At 69.9% G+C, this 13,468-nt stretch carries 15 protein-coding genes; 9 read left to right on the top strand and 6 right to left on the bottom strand.

Features of this window, described 5'->3' with window-relative positions; genetic code table 11:
- Positions 1 to 21: 21 nt before the first annotated feature.
- Positions 22 to 621, bottom strand: coding sequence for a molybdopterin adenylyltransferase (gene mog / locus HQN59_RS04370; RefSeq protein ID WP_176066496.1), 600 nt, complete (start codon positions 619 to 621; stop codon positions 22 to 24).
- Positions 614 to 1,168 carry a ribosome biogenesis factor YjgA gene (yjgA, locus tag HQN59_RS04365; RefSeq protein WP_176066495.1) on the bottom strand — a complete coding sequence of 185 codons (555 nt, stop codon included), beginning with the start codon at positions 1,166 to 1,168 and terminating at the stop codon, positions 614 to 616. The genes mog and yjgA overlap by 8 nt, the downstream gene beginning before the upstream one ends.
- Positions 1,169 to 1,390: 222 nt before the next feature.
- Here yjgA and pmbA point away from each other — a divergent pair, with 222 nt between their 5' ends.
- The 6 genes from pmbA (at position 1,391) to HQN59_RS04335 (ending at position 7,587) form a co-directional block, all read left to right on the top strand.
- On the top strand, positions 1,391 to 2,788 hold the full coding sequence (gene pmbA, locus HQN59_RS04360) for a metalloprotease PmbA (protein WP_176066493.1): 1,398 nt from the start codon (positions 1,391 to 1,393) through the stop codon (positions 2,786 to 2,788).
- Between the two features lie 179 nt (positions 2,789 to 2,967).
- Positions 2,968 to 4,131 carry an ABC transporter substrate-binding protein gene (locus tag HQN59_RS04355; protein WP_176066490.1) on the top strand — a complete coding sequence of 388 codons (1,164 nt, stop codon included), beginning with the start codon at positions 2,968 to 2,970 and terminating at the stop codon, positions 4,129 to 4,131.
- 92 nt (positions 4,132 to 4,223) lie between these two features.
- Positions 4,224 to 5,105: a branched-chain amino acid ABC transporter permease gene (locus tag HQN59_RS04350; protein WP_176066488.1), complete on the top strand. Its 882-nt coding sequence runs from the start codon at positions 4,224 to 4,226 to the stop codon at positions 5,103 to 5,105.
- Positions 5,106 to 5,150: 45 nt separating this feature from the next.
- Complete coding sequence (locus HQN59_RS04345; RefSeq protein WP_176066486.1) at positions 5,151 to 6,023, top strand: branched-chain amino acid ABC transporter permease; 873 nt, start codon at positions 5,151 to 5,153, stop codon at positions 6,021 to 6,023.
- On the top strand, positions 6,023 to 6,814 hold the full coding sequence (locus tag HQN59_RS04340) for an ABC transporter ATP-binding protein (RefSeq protein WP_176066483.1): 792 nt from the start codon (positions 6,023 to 6,025) through the stop codon (positions 6,812 to 6,814). Before HQN59_RS04345 ends, HQN59_RS04340 begins: the two co-directional genes overlap by 1 nt.
- A gap of 56 nt (positions 6,815 to 6,870) precedes the next feature.
- Positions 6,871 to 7,587 carry an ABC transporter ATP-binding protein gene (locus HQN59_RS04335; RefSeq protein ID WP_176066481.1) on the top strand — a complete coding sequence of 239 codons (717 nt, stop codon included), beginning with the start codon at positions 6,871 to 6,873 and terminating at the stop codon, positions 7,585 to 7,587.
- 72 nt (positions 7,588 to 7,659) lie between these two features.
- On the opposite strand, the gene HQN59_RS04330 is transcribed toward HQN59_RS04335, so the two are convergent.
- The 3 genes from HQN59_RS04330 to rpsU all read right to left on the bottom strand — a co-directional run bounded on the left by HQN59_RS04330 (position 7,660) and on the right by rpsU (position 8,771).
- Positions 7,660 to 8,004, bottom strand: a complete 345-nt coding sequence (locus HQN59_RS04330; RefSeq protein ID WP_176066479.1) for a protein tyrosine phosphatase family protein — start codon at positions 8,002 to 8,004, stop codon at positions 7,660 to 7,662.
- Between the two features lie 22 nt (positions 8,005 to 8,026).
- On the bottom strand, positions 8,027 to 8,479 hold the full coding sequence (locus tag HQN59_RS04325) for a GatB/YqeY domain-containing protein (protein ID WP_176066477.1): 453 nt from the start codon (positions 8,477 to 8,479) through the stop codon (positions 8,027 to 8,029).
- Between the two features lie 79 nt (positions 8,480 to 8,558).
- Positions 8,559 to 8,771, bottom strand: a complete 213-nt coding sequence (gene rpsU / locus HQN59_RS04320) for a 30S ribosomal protein S21 (RefSeq protein WP_054018851.1) — start codon at positions 8,769 to 8,771, stop codon at positions 8,559 to 8,561.
- A gap of 244 nt (positions 8,772 to 9,015) precedes the next feature.
- Between rpsU and sugE the strand changes: the two genes are divergently transcribed.
- The 3 genes from sugE to HQN59_RS04305 all read left to right on the top strand — a co-directional run bounded on the left by sugE (position 9,016) and on the right by HQN59_RS04305 (position 11,893).
- Positions 9,016 to 9,336, top strand: coding sequence for a quaternary ammonium compound efflux SMR transporter SugE (sugE, locus tag HQN59_RS04315; RefSeq protein WP_176066475.1), 321 nt, complete (start codon positions 9,016 to 9,018; stop codon positions 9,334 to 9,336).
- A gap of 118 nt (positions 9,337 to 9,454) precedes the next feature.
- On the top strand, positions 9,455 to 10,087 hold the full coding sequence (locus tag HQN59_RS04310) for a CHRD domain-containing protein (protein ID WP_176066473.1): 633 nt from the start codon (positions 9,455 to 9,457) through the stop codon (positions 10,085 to 10,087).
- Positions 10,088 to 10,498: 411 nt separating this feature from the next.
- The gene (locus HQN59_RS04305; RefSeq protein ID WP_176066470.1) at positions 10,499 to 11,893 is read left to right on the top strand and encodes a sigma-54-dependent transcriptional regulator; all 1,395 of its coding nucleotides are present in this window, start codon (positions 10,499 to 10,501) and stop codon (positions 11,891 to 11,893) included.
- A 27-nt stretch (positions 11,894 to 11,920) separates the two neighbouring features.
- On the opposite strand, the gene HQN59_RS04300 is transcribed toward HQN59_RS04305, so the two are convergent.
- Complete coding sequence (locus tag HQN59_RS04300; protein ID WP_176066468.1) at positions 11,921 to 13,441, bottom strand: PAS domain-containing hybrid sensor histidine kinase/response regulator; 1,521 nt, start codon at positions 13,439 to 13,441, stop codon at positions 11,921 to 11,923.
- Positions 13,442 to 13,468: the final 27 nt, after the last annotated feature.

The following is a 13,468-nucleotide window of genomic DNA, read 5'->3' as shown; positions in this document are numbered from 1 at the left end:
CATCCGGCCGAACCGCCGGCGTCAGCGCGGCGGCCGCAGCGCCGACTTCGGCCGGAACGCCTTGCAGACCGCCTCGTCGGTCTCGATGTAGGGCCCGCCGATCAGGTCGATGCAGTAGGGCACCGCGGCGAAGATTCCGGGCACCGGCGGCGTGCCGTTCGGCAGCCCCTCGAGCGTCTCGGCGATCGACTTCGGCTGGCCGGGCAGGTTGACGATGAGCGCGCGGCCGCGGATCACCGCGACCTGGCGCGACAGGATCGCGGTCGGCACGAACGCGAGGCTGATGCGCCGCATCTGCTCGCCAAAGCCCGGCATCACCTTGGTCGCGACCGCGAGCGTCGCCTCGGGCGTGACGTCGCGCGGCGCCGGGCCGGTGCCGCCGGTCGTCAGCACGAGGTCGCACCGCGCGTCGTCGACGAGTTCGCGCAGCGTGGCGCTGATCGTCGCCTCGTCGTCGGGAATCAGGCGCGGCTCCCAGGTGATCGGGTTCCTGAGCGCGCGGCCGAGCCAGTCCTGCAGGGCCGGGATGCCCTGGTCGGCGTAGGTGCCGCTCGAGGCGCGGTCGCTCACCGAGACGACACCGATCCGGACCGGATCGAAGGCTTGGCTGGCGTCAGTCATGGGCACCTTGCGCTGCGTCACGGATGAACTTGAAGAGCTCGCGGAAGGCGCGGCCGCTGCGCTGCTCGGGGCTATGCGCGGCATCCTTGCGCGCTGCCCGCACGAGGCTGCGCAGCGCCTGCACGTCGCACCCCGGGTGTTCGGCGGCAAAGCGCGTGGTGGCCTCGTCGTCGGCGATCAGCTCGGCGCGCCAGCGCTCGGCCTGGTGCAGCGCGAGCGAATCCTTGGCGCGGCCGAGCTGCATCTCGGTGACAGCCTGGCGCAGCGGCTCGGGGTCGACGCGCCGCATCAGCTTGCCGATGTACTGCAGGTGCCGGCGCCGGCCCTCGTGGCTGCGGATGCGTTTGCCTTCGCGGATGGCGTCGAGAAGGATCTCCGGGATGGCCAGCGACTCGATGCGGTCGTCGGGCAGCTCGAGCACCGCCTCGCCGAGCGTCTGCAGGTCGTGCGAGGCCTGCTTCATGCGCGTCTTGCTCGGACGATCGGGCGCCAGCTCGGCGGCGGGCGCGTCGGCGTCCGGAAGATCGTCGGAAAGCTTGCGGGGCATGGAAAGGCGTGAAGGCGTGGATGACGGACGGTGGCGATGCGCCCGAACCCGGGGTGGATCCGGCGTTGCCGAATCATGCAGCGAGCGGTCGGCCAGCTCGGGGCCGGGCTGTTCTTCCGCGACAGACCATTCGGCCGAGGGCCGGAAAGGCGCTGGGTATCATAGTCCGCCACCCTCTCCACCCGCGGTGCCGCGCCCGTCGAGCGCCGCCGCCACTCCACCATGTCGCTTCCTCCCGTGCCTCCGGCGTCGCCGCGCGGCTTCGCGTACCGCCTCGACCAGTTCCAGGAGCTCGTCGACGACACGCTGCGGCTGGCCCGCGAGGTCGGTGCGACCGACGCCTCGGCCGAGGCCTCCGAGGGCGTCGGCCTGTCGGTGTCGGTGCGCAAGGGCGACGTCGAGAACGTCGAGCGCAACCGCGACAAGTCGCTCAGCGTGACGGTCTACGTCGGCCAGCGCCGCGGCCATGCGAGCTCGTCCGACTTCTCGCGCGCCGCACTCGAGCGCACGGTGCGCGCCGCCTACGACATCGCGCGCTTCACCGCCGAAGATCCGGCGGCCGGGCTGCCTGACGCCGACGACCTCGCGATCGGCGACGCCGCCGCCCGCGACCTCGATCTGTTCCACCCCTGGCCGATCGACGCCGAGCAGGCGATGCAGATCGCGCAGGCCGGCGAGGCGGCCGCGTTCGCCGTCGATCCGCGCATCACGAATTCCGAGGGGGCGGGCGTGTCGGCGCAGCAGTCGCACTTCTTCGCCGGCAACACGCGCGGGTTCCGGGCCGGCTACGCGAGCTCGCGCCACTCGCTGTCCGTGGCGCCGATTGCGTCGCGGCGCGGCAAGCGCGGCGACGAGATGCAGCGCGACTCGTGGTACTCGTCGATGCGGGTGCCGGGCGATCTCGCCGCGCCCGAGGCGGTCGGGCGCTATGCCGCCGAGCGGGCCCTCTCGCGCCTGGGCGCACGCAAGATCGCGACCTGCGAGGTGCCGGTGCTCTTCGAGGCGCCGCTCGCATCGGGCCTCATCGGCTCGTACGTGCAGGCGACCAGCGGCGGCGCCCTCTACCGCGGCTCGTCGTTCCTCATGGACAGCCTGGGCAAGCCCGTGCTCGCGCCGCACCTCGACCTGCGCGAGGACCCGCACCAGCTCCGCGGCAAGGCGAGCGCGCCGTTCGACGACGAAGGCGTCGTCACGCAGCCGCGCGACATCGTCGCGGGCGGCGTCGTGCAGAGCTATTTCCTTTCGACCTACTCGGCGCGCAAGCTCGGCATGAAGACCACCGGCCATGCCGGGGGCGCGCACAACCTGGTGCTGACGAGCCGGCTCACCCGGCCCGACGACGGCCTCGACGCGATGCTGAAGAAGCTGCACCGCGGCCTTTTCGTCATCGAGCTGATCGGGCAGGGCGTCAACCCGGTGACCGGCGACTATTCGCGCGGCGCGGCGGGCTTCTGGGTCGACAACGGCCGCATCGTCCACCCCGTGGAGGAGGTGACGATCGCGGGCAACCTGCGCGACATGTTCATGGCGATCGCGGCGGTCGGCGCCGACGCCTATACGTCCGGCAGCCGCACCACCGGATCAGTGCTGATCGAGCGCATGAAGGTCGCCGGTTCGTGACTGGCCGCACGGCTCGCCCCGCAAGCCGTGCAGGGTAAGACCGGTCGGCGCTCGGTAGCGCGCTGGCTACAATTCGGCGCTTCGGCAGGCTTTCGCCGCCGGCCTCACCGCTCGAACGCCTCGCCCTGTCGAGGCGTTCGCACGCTTCACCCCACCTTCTTCGATCGGGCAGGAACCCCATGACTTCCACTTCCTTCCGCTTCGCCCGGCTGTGCCTGGCCGCGTCGCTCGCGCTCGGCGCGTGGGCCTCTGCCAGCGCCGCCGACATCAAGATCGGCGCTGCCGAGGCGCTGTCGGGCCCGGCCGGCCAGTACGGCCAGTCGATCAAGAACGGCCTGCAGCTCGCCGTCGACGAGATCAACGCCGCCGGCGGCGTCAAGGGCAACAAGATCGTGCTGCAGCTCGAGGACGAGCAGGGTCGCAAGGAACAGGCGATCGACGTCTTCAAGAAGCTGATCTTCCAGGACCGCGTGCTGATGCTATTCGGGCCGACGCTGTCGAACTCGGCGCAGGCCGCCGACCCGATCGCGCAGGCCGCCAAGGTCGTGGTGTTCGGCACCTCGAACACCGCCGACGGCATCACGTCGATCGGCAACTACGTGTTCCGCAACTCGGTCACCGAAGCCGACGTGCTGCCGGTGACGCTGCAGGTCGCGGCCAAGCACGCCAACATCAAGAAGGTCGCCGTGCTCTACGGCAACGACGACGTCTTCACCAAGAGCGGCTACGACGCATTCAAGAAGGCGCTCGACGACCTCAAGATCCCGGTCACCACGACCGAGACGTTCGCCAAGGGCGACGTCGACTTCAAGGCGCAGCTCACCAAGATCAAGGCGACCAATCCCGACGCCATCGTGCTGTCGGCGCTGATCGCCGAAGGCGCGCCGATCATGGTGCAGGCGCGCCAGCTCGGCATCACCGTGCCGTTCATCGGCGGCAACGGCATGAACTCGGTCAAGGTGTTCGACCTCGCGAAGGGCAACTCCGACAACCTGTGGGTCGGCAGCCCGTGGTCGCTGAACAGCCAGACCAAGGAGAACCAGCACTTCGTCGTCGCGTACACGCAGAAGTACAAGTCGGCGCCTGACCAGTTCTCGGCGCAGGCCTACGACGCGATGAACATCACGGCGCAGGCGCTCGGCAAGATCAAGCTCACCGGCAACCTCGAAGCCGACCGTGCCGCGCTGCGCGACGCGCTGCCGGCGGTCACGTGGACCGGCGCCACCGGTGCCTTCAAGTTCCGCCAGGCGATGGGCAAGGACGGCAAGCCCGCCGGCTACGACGCCCAGCAGGCCGCGATCGTCAGCGTGACGCGCGCCGGCAAGTACGTGATCGAGAAATGATCGTCGCGCCGGGTGCGGGCGCTGCTCGCGTCTGCCCCGGCAGCCCGGCCGGCAGCCTGCCGGCCGCGGCCGCGTTCCCTCTTCGCTGAACCATGCTCGAACAGCAACTCGTCAACGCGCTGTCGCTCGGCTGCGTCTACGCGCTTTTCGCGCTCGGCTTCACGCTCGTGTTCGGCGTGCTCGGCGTCATCAACCTGGCGCACGGCGCCGTGTTCATGGTCGGTGCCTACGCCGCCCTCGAGGCGGTGACCCGGCTCGCCTTGCCGCTGCCGCTCGCCATGCTCGTCGCGCTGCTGGTCAGCGGCGTCATCGGCCTGCTGATCGACGTGCTCGTGCTGCGGCCGCTGCGCAACCGCAACGCGCCGCACCTGATCCCGATGATCGCCACCATCGGCATCGCGATCTTCCTCAACAGCGCCGCGCAGGGCATGTTCGGGGCCGAGAACCAGCGCTTCGCGCCCGAGGTGCTGCCGACCGAGTCGTTCCAGATCGGCGCGGTGCACGTGAGCGTCATCGAGCTGCTGATCATCGGCCTCTCGTTCGCGCTGATGGCCGCGCTGTTCGTGCTGATGAACCGCACCCAGACCGGCCGCGCGTTGCGCGCGATCGCCGAGTCGCCGAAGGCGGCGGCACTGCTCGGCATCAATGTCGAGGGCCTGTTCCGGCTCACCTCGTTCGCCGCCGCGGCGCTCGGCGGCGTCGGTGGCGTGCTGATCGCGCTCTATTCGAACGCCGTGTTCCCGATGATGGGCCAGCCGATGCTGCACAAGGGCATCGCGGTGATCATCCTCGGCGGCATGGGCGACATCCGCGGCGCGCTGGTCGGCGGGCTCTTCCTCGGCTTCGCCGAGGTGCTGGCGGTCGCCTACATCGGCTCGACCATGCGCGACGCAATCGCCTTCGGTCTCCTCTTCATCGTGCTGCTGCTGCGCCCCCAGGGCCTGTTCGGCAAGGTTCTCGAGCGCAAGGCCTGATGTTTGCGTGCGGCGCTTCGCGCCTGTTCACCGCCCACTGACCCGATGGACCTCGAGAATTTCTGGGCGATCTACAGCAACCTGGTGCTGACCGTCGGCATCAATGCGCTGCTCGCGCTGTCGATCTGGCTCACGCTGTCGTGCGGCCTGCTCGCGATGGCCAACGCCGCGTTCATGGGCATCGGCGCGTACACCGCGTCGATCCTGACCATGAATGCCGGCATGCCGTTTCCGGTCGCCCTGCTCGGCGGCGTCGTGGCTCCGAGCCTCGTGGCGCTGGTGATCGGCGGCCCCACGTTGCGCCTGTCGGGCGTCTATCTCGCGATGGCGACGCTCGGCTTCGGCGAGGTGGTGCGCGTGCTGATCCTCAACGCCGAAACCTATACCGGCGGCGCGCTCGGCCTCAACGGCATTCCTCAGCTCACCCGGTGGTGGCACGTGGTCGGCTTCCTAGTGCTGGTGCTGCTCCTGCTCTGGCGCCTGCGGCGCTCGCGCGTCGGCCGTGCCTTCGAGGCGATCAAGGAAGACGAGATCGCCGCCGGCATGATGGGCATCCCGGTGATGACGCACAAGTTCATCGCGTTCACGCTGGGCGCCGCGATCGCGGGCCTCGCGGGGGCGCTGAACGCGCACCTCACGTTCTTCATCGGCCCCAGCGAGTTCGGCTTCGACCGTGGCGTCGAGATCCTGACGATGGCCATCCTCGGCGGCATCAACGGCCTGGCGGGGCCGGTGCTCGGCGCCGCCATCATCACCGTGCTCCCGGAGGCGCTGCGCGCGTTCCAGGACTTCCGCCTCATGATCAACGGCGCGATCCTCGTGATCATCGTCCTCTTCCTGCCGCGCGGCCTGTGGGATCCAGCGCGCATGCGGCGCTGGTTCGGGCGTCGCCCGGCCGCCCTCGCGGTGCCCCGCTGATGCTGCGCCTCGCCAACGTCTCCAAGCGCTTCGGCGGCCTCTCGGTCCTGCAGGACGTGAGCTTCGAGGTGCCGCAGGGCCGCGTCGTCGGGCTCATCGGCCCGAACGGCGCCGGCAAGACCACGGTGCTCAACATCATCACCGGGCTCGTCGCGCCGACCAGCGGCGCGATCACGCTCGACGGTTCCGCGCTGACGGGCCTCAAGCCGCACCAGGTGACGCGGCGCGGCGTCGGCCGCACGTTCCAGAACATTCGCGTCTTCAAGGAGATGACGCTGCTCGAGAACGTCGTCGTCGGCATGCATGCGCATCTGAACTACGGCGTCGGGGGGCTGATGTTCTCGCTGCCGGCGTTCCGCCGCCGCGAGCACGAGGCTCGCGACAAGGCGCGCGAGCTGCTCTCGTGGGTCGGCCTCGAGGGCAAGGCGTTCGAACTCGCCGACAACCTGTCGTACGGCGACCAGCGCAAGCTCGAGCTTGCCCGCGCGCTCGCCACCGAGCCGCGCCTCCTGCTGCTCGACGAGCCGGTCGCCGGAATGAACTCGGGCGAGAAGGTCGAGCTGATGAAGCAGGTCGGCCAGATCTCCAGGCGCGGCTACACGATCCTGCTGATCGAGCATGACATGCGCTTCGTGATGGGCCTGTGCGACCAGGTGGCGGTGCTCAACTTCGGCCGCATCATCGCCGAGGGTCCGCCCGAGCAGATCCAGCGCAACCCGGACGTGATCGAAGCCTACCTCGGGCGCGACGAGGACGCAGTGCCCGGGGAACCGCTGGGAGCGACGGCATGAGCGCACCGGGCCGTTCCCCGGCGCTCATCCCGGCGCGCAGCGCGGAGGGTTTTCCCATGAGCACGCCGCTGCTGCGCGTCGAGGGCCTGCGCGTCGCCTACGGGCACGTCGAGGCGGTGCAGGGCATCGACTTCGAGGTCAACGCCGGCGAGATCCGCACCCTGGTCGGCGCCAATGGGGCCGGCAAGTCGACCACGCTGCTGGCGCTCTCGGGGCTGGTGCGCCCGACTGCCGGCTCGATCGTGTTCGACGGCGAGGAGCTGCGGCGCCTGCCCACGCACCAGATCGTCGAGCGCGGCCTGGTCCAGGTCGCCGAGGGTCGCGCGATCCTCACCACGCTCACCGTGCGCGAGAACCTCGAGCTCGGCGCCTACCGTCGGCGCGACCGCGCGGGCGTCGCCGACGACCTGGAGCGCGTGCTCGCGCTGTTCCCGCGCCTGGCCGAGCGCATCGACGGCATGGCCGGCAACCTCTCGGGCGGCGAGCAGCAGATGCTGGCGATCGCGCGGGCCCTGCTTGCCAAGCCGCGCATCCTGCTGCTCGACGAGCCGTCGATGGGCCTCGCCCCGATCGTGGTGCAGGAGATCTTCGCGACGCTGCGCCGGATCAACGCCGAGGGACTGACGATCTTCCTGGTCGAGCAGAACGTCCGGCAGGCGCTGAAGGTGGCCAGCCACGGCTACGTGCTCGAGACCGGCCGGATCGTGCTGTCCAAGCCGAGTGCCGAACTGCTCGGCGACCCGCAGGTGGTTGCGGCGTATCTCGGCGGCTGACGGGCATTCAGGCGTGGCGGCCCGACCCCTCGGGTTCTGAACCGGCGCGCGTTGCCGCTCGCCAGCGCCGCCTCAGACCGACTGCGCCGCCATGAAGAGGCGCGCCGAGCGCGCGCCCGAGCGGCAGAACAGCAGCACCGGCTTCGGCAGCGTCGCCAGCAGGTCGGCCAGGGCAGCCGCCTGCTCGGGCGTCTGCACCGCCGAATCGACCGGAAGGTACGCGTACTGCAGACCGGCCGCGTGCGCGGCGGCCTCGACGTCGGCGCTGGTCGGCTGCGTCGGCCCGCCCTCGAAATCGGGGCGGTTGTTGATGACGCTGCGATAGCCTGCTTCGGCGACCGCGGGCATGTCGCCGGGGGCGAGCTGCGGGCAAGCGGCGACGTCGGCGCTGAGCGGGCGGACGGGAGAGGTGCTCATGGCGGCTCCTGGATGCGGCGGCTCAGGACTTGGAGGCGAGCGCCTGCTTCACGGCGCCCGAGACCAGCGACATGTCGGCCTTGCCGGCGAGCCGCGCCTTCAGCGCCGCCATGACCTTGCCCATGTCACCGGGCCCGCTGGCGCCGAGCTCGGCGACCACCTGGCGGGCCTCGGCCGCGATCTCGTCGGCGCTCAGGCGCTGCGGCAGGTACTGCTCGAGCACCGCGAGCTCGGCGCTCTCCTTTTCGACCAGGTCGGGCCGGTTGCCGGCCGTGAACTGGGCGATCGAGTCCTTGCGCTGCTTCACGAGCTTGTCGACGATGCCGACGATGGCGGCATCGTCCAGCGTGATGCGCTCGTCGACCTCGCGCTGCTTGCACGCCGCGAGCAGACCGCGGATCGTCAGCAGGCGGGCCGAGTCCTTGGCGCGCATCGCGGCCTTCATGTCGTCGTTGATCCGGTCTCGCAGGCTCATCGGTTCACGCCGTCCGAAAAAAGGAAGTTCCAAAACGACAAAGCCCGCGCGCGGCGGGCTCGGGCGAAAGCGGCTCGGCTCAGTAGAGCTTCTTGGGCAGCTGCATGCTGCGAACGCGCTTGAAGTGGCGCTTCACGGCCGCAGCCTTCTTGCGCTTGCGCTCGGCGGTGGGCTTCTCGTAGAACTCGCGGGCACGCAGATCGGTCAACAAACCGAGCTTTTCGATGGTGCGCTTGAAACGGCGAAGAGCGACGTCGAAGGGCTCGTTTTCTTTGACGCGAATGGTAGTCATGTATAGCTAAGGCGTGCCGGGTTAAACGCGGGATTATAGCCAGGAGTTTCGGCCGAGCCAAGTGGGCGCACGTACCTGTGCCGAGCCTGCTGCGCCGTGCGGCTGTAGCGCGCCAACCACCCACGCCGAGAAGGCCGATCGACGGCGCCCGCCGCTCGACGCGGGCGCCGAGGTTAACGTGCGCCCCGCGAGGACGACCTCGTCGCTGCATCGCCCCGGGGACGACCTCGATCGAGGTGTCGTCATGGCGTGGATCATGGTGCTGGTTGCCGGCATGTTCGAAGTGGGCTGGGCCCTCGGCCTCAAGTACTCGGATGGCTTTACCCGGCTCTGGTTTTCCGTCGGCACGCTGGCGGCGACGGCCATCAGCGTCGGCCTGCTCGCGCTGGCCATGCGGGACTTGCCGGTCGGAACGGCCTACGCGGTGTGGACCGGCATCGGAGCGGTCGGTACCGCCATCGCCGGCATCGTGCTGTTCGGGGACGCGGCGTCGCCCGCGCGACTTGGCTGCCTCGGCTTGATCGCAGCCGGGATCGTCGGTCTCGAGGTCGTCTCCCCGGGATAGCGGTTCGCGCGGGTGGCGCCTGGGCCACGGATCGGCGGTCGCCGGGCCGCGAAAACGTGATCTTTGCCGCGGATCTGGCTACATTGCGCTGACGATCAACGTCCGCCCGGAGGTTCCCATGCGCCGATCTGCTCTTGCTTTGGTGGTGTTCGGAGCGCTGGGGGTGCAGGCCCATGCCGCCCCGGTATTCCTGGCCGCCACGCTCACCAATGGTCAGGAGCGGCCGAATCCGGCCGTGCCGACGCTCTCGGACAACACCACGCCGCGGCCGGCGTCGTTCGGGACGGCCGAGTTCGTGCTCAACGACGCGCGCACCTCGCTCGCGTTCACGGCGACGATCTTCAACATCGACTTCACCGGCACCCAGACGGCCGACGCCTACGACAACCTCACCGCCGCGCACATCCATGCCGGGCCGACGGTGACGCCGAACACGACGGGAGGAGTGGTCTGGGGCTTCTTCGGCGCGCCGTTCAACGACAACAACCCCAACGACCTGGTGGTCACGCCGTTCGCCACCGGGGTGGGCGGCACGATCAGGGGCAAGTGGGATGCCCCCGAAGGCAACAACACCACCCTCGCGGCCCAGCTCGACAACATCCTGAGCGGGCGCTCGTACATCAACTTCCACACGACGCAGTTCGGGTCGGGAGAGGTGCGGGGCGCCATCCTGCAGGTGCCCGAACCCGCCAGCCTGGCGCTCGTCGTGGCGGCCGGACTCTGGGCGGGCCTCGCACGACGCCGTTGCTGAGGCAAGGGTTTCCCCGCTGCCGGCGTGGCCGGCCGGGCCTGCGGCGCCGCGTCGATATACTCCGGGGCCTGTGCTCCGGTCGAGCCATCGGGTGCCGTTAACCGGGCATTCTTCGTGACGGATTCGCCGCTGCAGGCCGTTCCCGAGGGACTCGCGCGGCACCCGCGACGCTCAGGGTGTTGAGCCCTGCCGCTCGGGCCGCCACGCCCGTGGTACGCAGGCGAGCGCCGCCGTAGCGGCGTCCGTGGCTCCGGTACCGACCGGAAATTGCTTCGATGCGGCGCCGACAGCGCGATGCGGTGTTTTCCCACCCGGGAGCGCGCCACCCGCTGCTGGGCGCAGATCGACGCTGTGCAAGGATTGGCGCGTCGGCGGGCCCTCGGGCGCCGACGTCTTTGGAGACGATGTCGAATGCCTCACGCCCTGCTGGTCGATGACGACGGGGATTCCGCGGAAACCATGGCGATGCTGATCGCCAACGAGGGTTTCACGGTGGCCACCGCCGGCTCGCTTCGCGAAGCGCGGCGCCAGATGGCCCTGCAGGAGCCCGACCTGGTCCTGCTCGACCTGATGCTGCCCGACGGCAACGGGATGGAGCTGTTCAACGACGCCAAGTCGCTGCCGAACACCGAGATCGTGCTGATCACGGGTCACGCGAGCCTCGACACGTCGATCCAGGCGCTGCGCCTGGGTGCCGCCGACTATCTGGTCAAGCCGACCAGCCTCAAGCAGCTGCAGGGCGTGCTGTCGCGCGTCACCAAGCCCTCCGCACTCAAGGCGGCCGCCGGCGACCTCGAGGAGGGCCTCGAGAAGGAAGGGCACTTCGGCGCGCTCTGGGGCAGGTCGCCGGAGATGCGCAAGGTGTACCAGCAGATCGTGCGCGTCGCCGGCACCGCGGTGACGGTGTTCATCACCGGCGAAAGCGGCACCGGCAAGGAGGTCGTCGCGCGCACCGTGCACGAACTGAGCCGGCGCAAGGCCAAGCCTTTCCTTGCGGTGAACTGCGGCGCGATATCGCCGCACCTCATCGAGAGCGAGATCTTCGGGCACGAGAAGGGCAGCTTCACCGGCGCCGACCGCCAGCACCTGGGGTTTTTCGAGCGCACCAGCGGCGGCACGCTGTTCCTCGACGAGATCACCGAGATGCCGCTCGACCTGCAGGTCAAGCTGCTGCGCGTGCTCGAGACCGGCACCTTCATGCGGGTCGGCTCCACCCAGGTTCAGGAAGCCGACGTGCGGATGATTGCGGCGACCAACCGCAACCCGCTGCAGGCGGTCGCGAGCGGCAAGCTGCGCGAAGACCTGATGTATCGGCTGAACGTCTTCCCGATCCACCTGCCGCCTCTGCGCGACCGCGCGGAGGACGTGCCGCTGATCGCCACCCACTTCCTCGACCAGATCAGCGAACGCGAGGGCCAGAAGAAGCGCTTCGCCCCGGAGGCGCTCGCCCGCCTCGCCGAGTACAAGTGGCAGGGCAACGTGCGCGAGCTGCGCAACGTGGTCTATCGCGCCTACGTCATGGCGACGGGCTCGACCATCGTCGACGAGTGCCTGCCGGCCAGCGAGCCGGCGCGCGGCGGCTCGAACGGGCAGTCGACCATCACGATCAAGCTCGGCAGCACGCTCGCCGATGTCGAGCGCCAGGTCACGCTGGCGACGCTCGAGCACCTCGGGCGGCACAAGGAAAAGACGGCCGCCACGCTTGGCATCAGCCTGAAGACGCTCTACAACCGTCTCAAGGAATACGCCGCCGACGGCGACGCGGTCGCGGCGTCGGTCTCGGGCGCGCTCGACGAGAGCCGCTGACCGGCTGCAGCACGGACCATCGCGCCGTCAGTTGCCACCCTGGCTCGCGTAGGCCTGCAGCAGGCGCGCGAGGCTCGCGGGGTGCAGCGGCTTGACGAGGAACGAGTCGAAGCCGGCCGCCATCGCGCGCGCCTGGTCCTCGCTGCGTCCGTGGCCGGTGACGGCCGCGATCAGCGTGCGCTGCCCGGCCAGGCGCCGGCGTAGCGGCCCGAGGAGCTGCAGGCCGTCGATGCCGGGCAGTCCAAGGTCGCAGAGCACGATGTGCGGCTTGAACGTGCGCGCTGCCTCGAGCGCGGCCTCGGCCGAGTGCGCCGTGACGACCTCGTTGCCCCACATCTCCATGTGCAGGCGCAGGCTCTCGCGCGCATCGCCGTTGTCCTCGACGATCAGCACGCGGTAGCGCTCGGCGAGATTGGGTACCTCGCCAGCCGCGGGCGCCTCGAGCTCGCCTTCGAGCAGCGGCAGCCACAGCACGAACTCGCTGCCGCGCCCAGGCCCTTCACTGAACGCCTCGACGTCGCCGCCATGCAGCTGGGCGATGCGTCTGGCGAGCGTGAGGCCGACGCCGAGCCCGCCGTAGGTCCGCGCGAACGACTGGTCCTCCTGCGAGAACAGCTCGAACACGTGCGGCAGGAACGACGGGTCGATGCCTCGCCCGTGGTCCTTCACCTTGACCTGCACGGTCTTCGCGACCGGCTGGACCTCGATCGTGATCGCCGACGGCTCGCCGCTGAACTTGGCCGCGTTGACGATGATGTTCGAGAGCGCCTGCGAGAGCCGTGCCGGGTCGCCCTTGACCGCGAGGCGCTGCTCGGGCATGTGCAGGTCGATCGTGTGGTGGCCGGCGTCGATCTTCTCCTGACTCGCCGCGATCGCCGCCTGCACGACGCCGTCGATGCCGACACGCTCGTTGATCAGCGAGACCTCGCCCTGCGCCGACTGGGTGACGTCGATCAGGTCTTCCACGAGCCGGCCGAGCCGCCCGACCTGGCGCTCGAGGATCTCGCGCAGGCGCGCGAGGATCGGGTTGGAGCTTTCGAGGGTTCGCAGCACGCTCGCCGCGTTGGCGATCGGCGCGAGCGGGTTGCGCAGCTCGTGCGACAGCGTCGCGAGGAACGCGCCCTGACGCCGCTCGGCCAGGCGCAGCGCCTGCGTGCGTTCGGCGAGCTTCTCCTCGAGCTCCTTGCGTTCGTGGATGTCGATGCAGCTGCCGACGTAGCCGAGCAGTCGGCCGTCGACGTCGAGCCGCGGCATCGCGCTGTCGTAGACCCAGCGATAGCCGCCGTCTCGGTGGCGAAGCCGATAGTCGAGCGAGAACGGGTGGCGTGCCTCGGCGCTGGTGGCGCGAATCGCGACGCAGCGCTCGACGTCTTCCGGGTGCACCTCGCGCGTCCAGCCGTCGCCGAGCAGGCTGTCGAGGCTGCGTCCGGTGAAGCGCAGCCAGCCCGCGCTGAACCAGTCGGCCGCGCCGCTCGCGTCGGTGCTCCAGAGCAGCGCCGGCGCCGCGTCCGCGATGTCGCGAAAGCGCCGCGCTTCGACGTCGTTCATCGGTTGCTCCGCCTTCGGCGCGTTCCG

It is taken from the genome of Rhizobacter koreensis (assembly GCF_013366375.1).
GTDB lineage: Bacteria > Pseudomonadota > Gammaproteobacteria > Burkholderiales > Burkholderiaceae_C > Schlegelella_A > Schlegelella_A koreensis.
The sequence above is the reverse complement of the archived record's forward strand: the minus strand, read 5'-3'. Positions and strand labels throughout refer to the sequence as shown.

Bases quoted from the DNA above. Each gene is read 5' to 3' on its own strand.
- mog (WP_176066496.1), bottom strand. From the start codon at position 621: ATGACTGACGCCAGCCAAGCCTTCGATCCGGTCCGGATCGGTGTCGTC.
- yjgA (WP_176066495.1), bottom strand. From the start codon at position 1,168: ATGCCCCGCAAGCTTTCCGACGATCTTCCGGACGCCGACGCGCCCGCC.
- pmbA (WP_176066493.1), top strand. From the start codon at position 1,391: ATGTCGCTTCCTCCCGTGCCTCCGGCGTCGCCGCGCGGCTTCGCGTAC.
- HQN59_RS04355 (WP_176066490.1), top strand. From the start codon at position 2,968: ATGACTTCCACTTCCTTCCGCTTCGCCCGGCTGTGCCTGGCCGCGTCG.
- HQN59_RS04350 (WP_176066488.1), top strand. From the start codon at position 4,224: ATGCTCGAACAGCAACTCGTCAACGCGCTGTCGCTCGGCTGCGTCTAC.
- HQN59_RS04345 (WP_176066486.1), top strand. From the start codon at position 5,151: ATGGACCTCGAGAATTTCTGGGCGATCTACAGCAACCTGGTGCTGACC.
- HQN59_RS04340 (WP_176066483.1), top strand. From the start codon at position 6,023: ATGCTGCGCCTCGCCAACGTCTCCAAGCGCTTCGGCGGCCTCTCGGTC.
- HQN59_RS04335 (WP_176066481.1), top strand. From the start codon at position 6,871: ATGAGCACGCCGCTGCTGCGCGTCGAGGGCCTGCGCGTCGCCTACGGG.
- HQN59_RS04330 (WP_176066479.1), bottom strand. From the start codon at position 8,004: ATGAGCACCTCTCCCGTCCGCCCGCTCAGCGCCGACGTCGCCGCTTGC.
- HQN59_RS04325 (WP_176066477.1), bottom strand. From the start codon at position 8,479: ATGAGCCTGCGAGACCGGATCAACGACGACATGAAGGCCGCGATGCGC.
- rpsU (WP_054018851.1), bottom strand. From the start codon at position 8,771: ATGACTACCATTCGCGTCAAAGAAAACGAGCCCTTCGACGTCGCTCTT.
- sugE (WP_176066475.1), top strand. From the start codon at position 9,016: ATGGCGTGGATCATGGTGCTGGTTGCCGGCATGTTCGAAGTGGGCTGG.
- HQN59_RS04310 (WP_176066473.1), top strand. From the start codon at position 9,455: ATGCGCCGATCTGCTCTTGCTTTGGTGGTGTTCGGAGCGCTGGGGGTG.
- HQN59_RS04305 (WP_176066470.1), top strand. From the start codon at position 10,499: ATGCCTCACGCCCTGCTGGTCGATGACGACGGGGATTCCGCGGAAACC.
- HQN59_RS04300 (WP_176066468.1), bottom strand. From the start codon at position 13,441: ATGAACGACGTCGAAGCGCGGCGCTTTCGCGACATCGCGGACGCGGCG.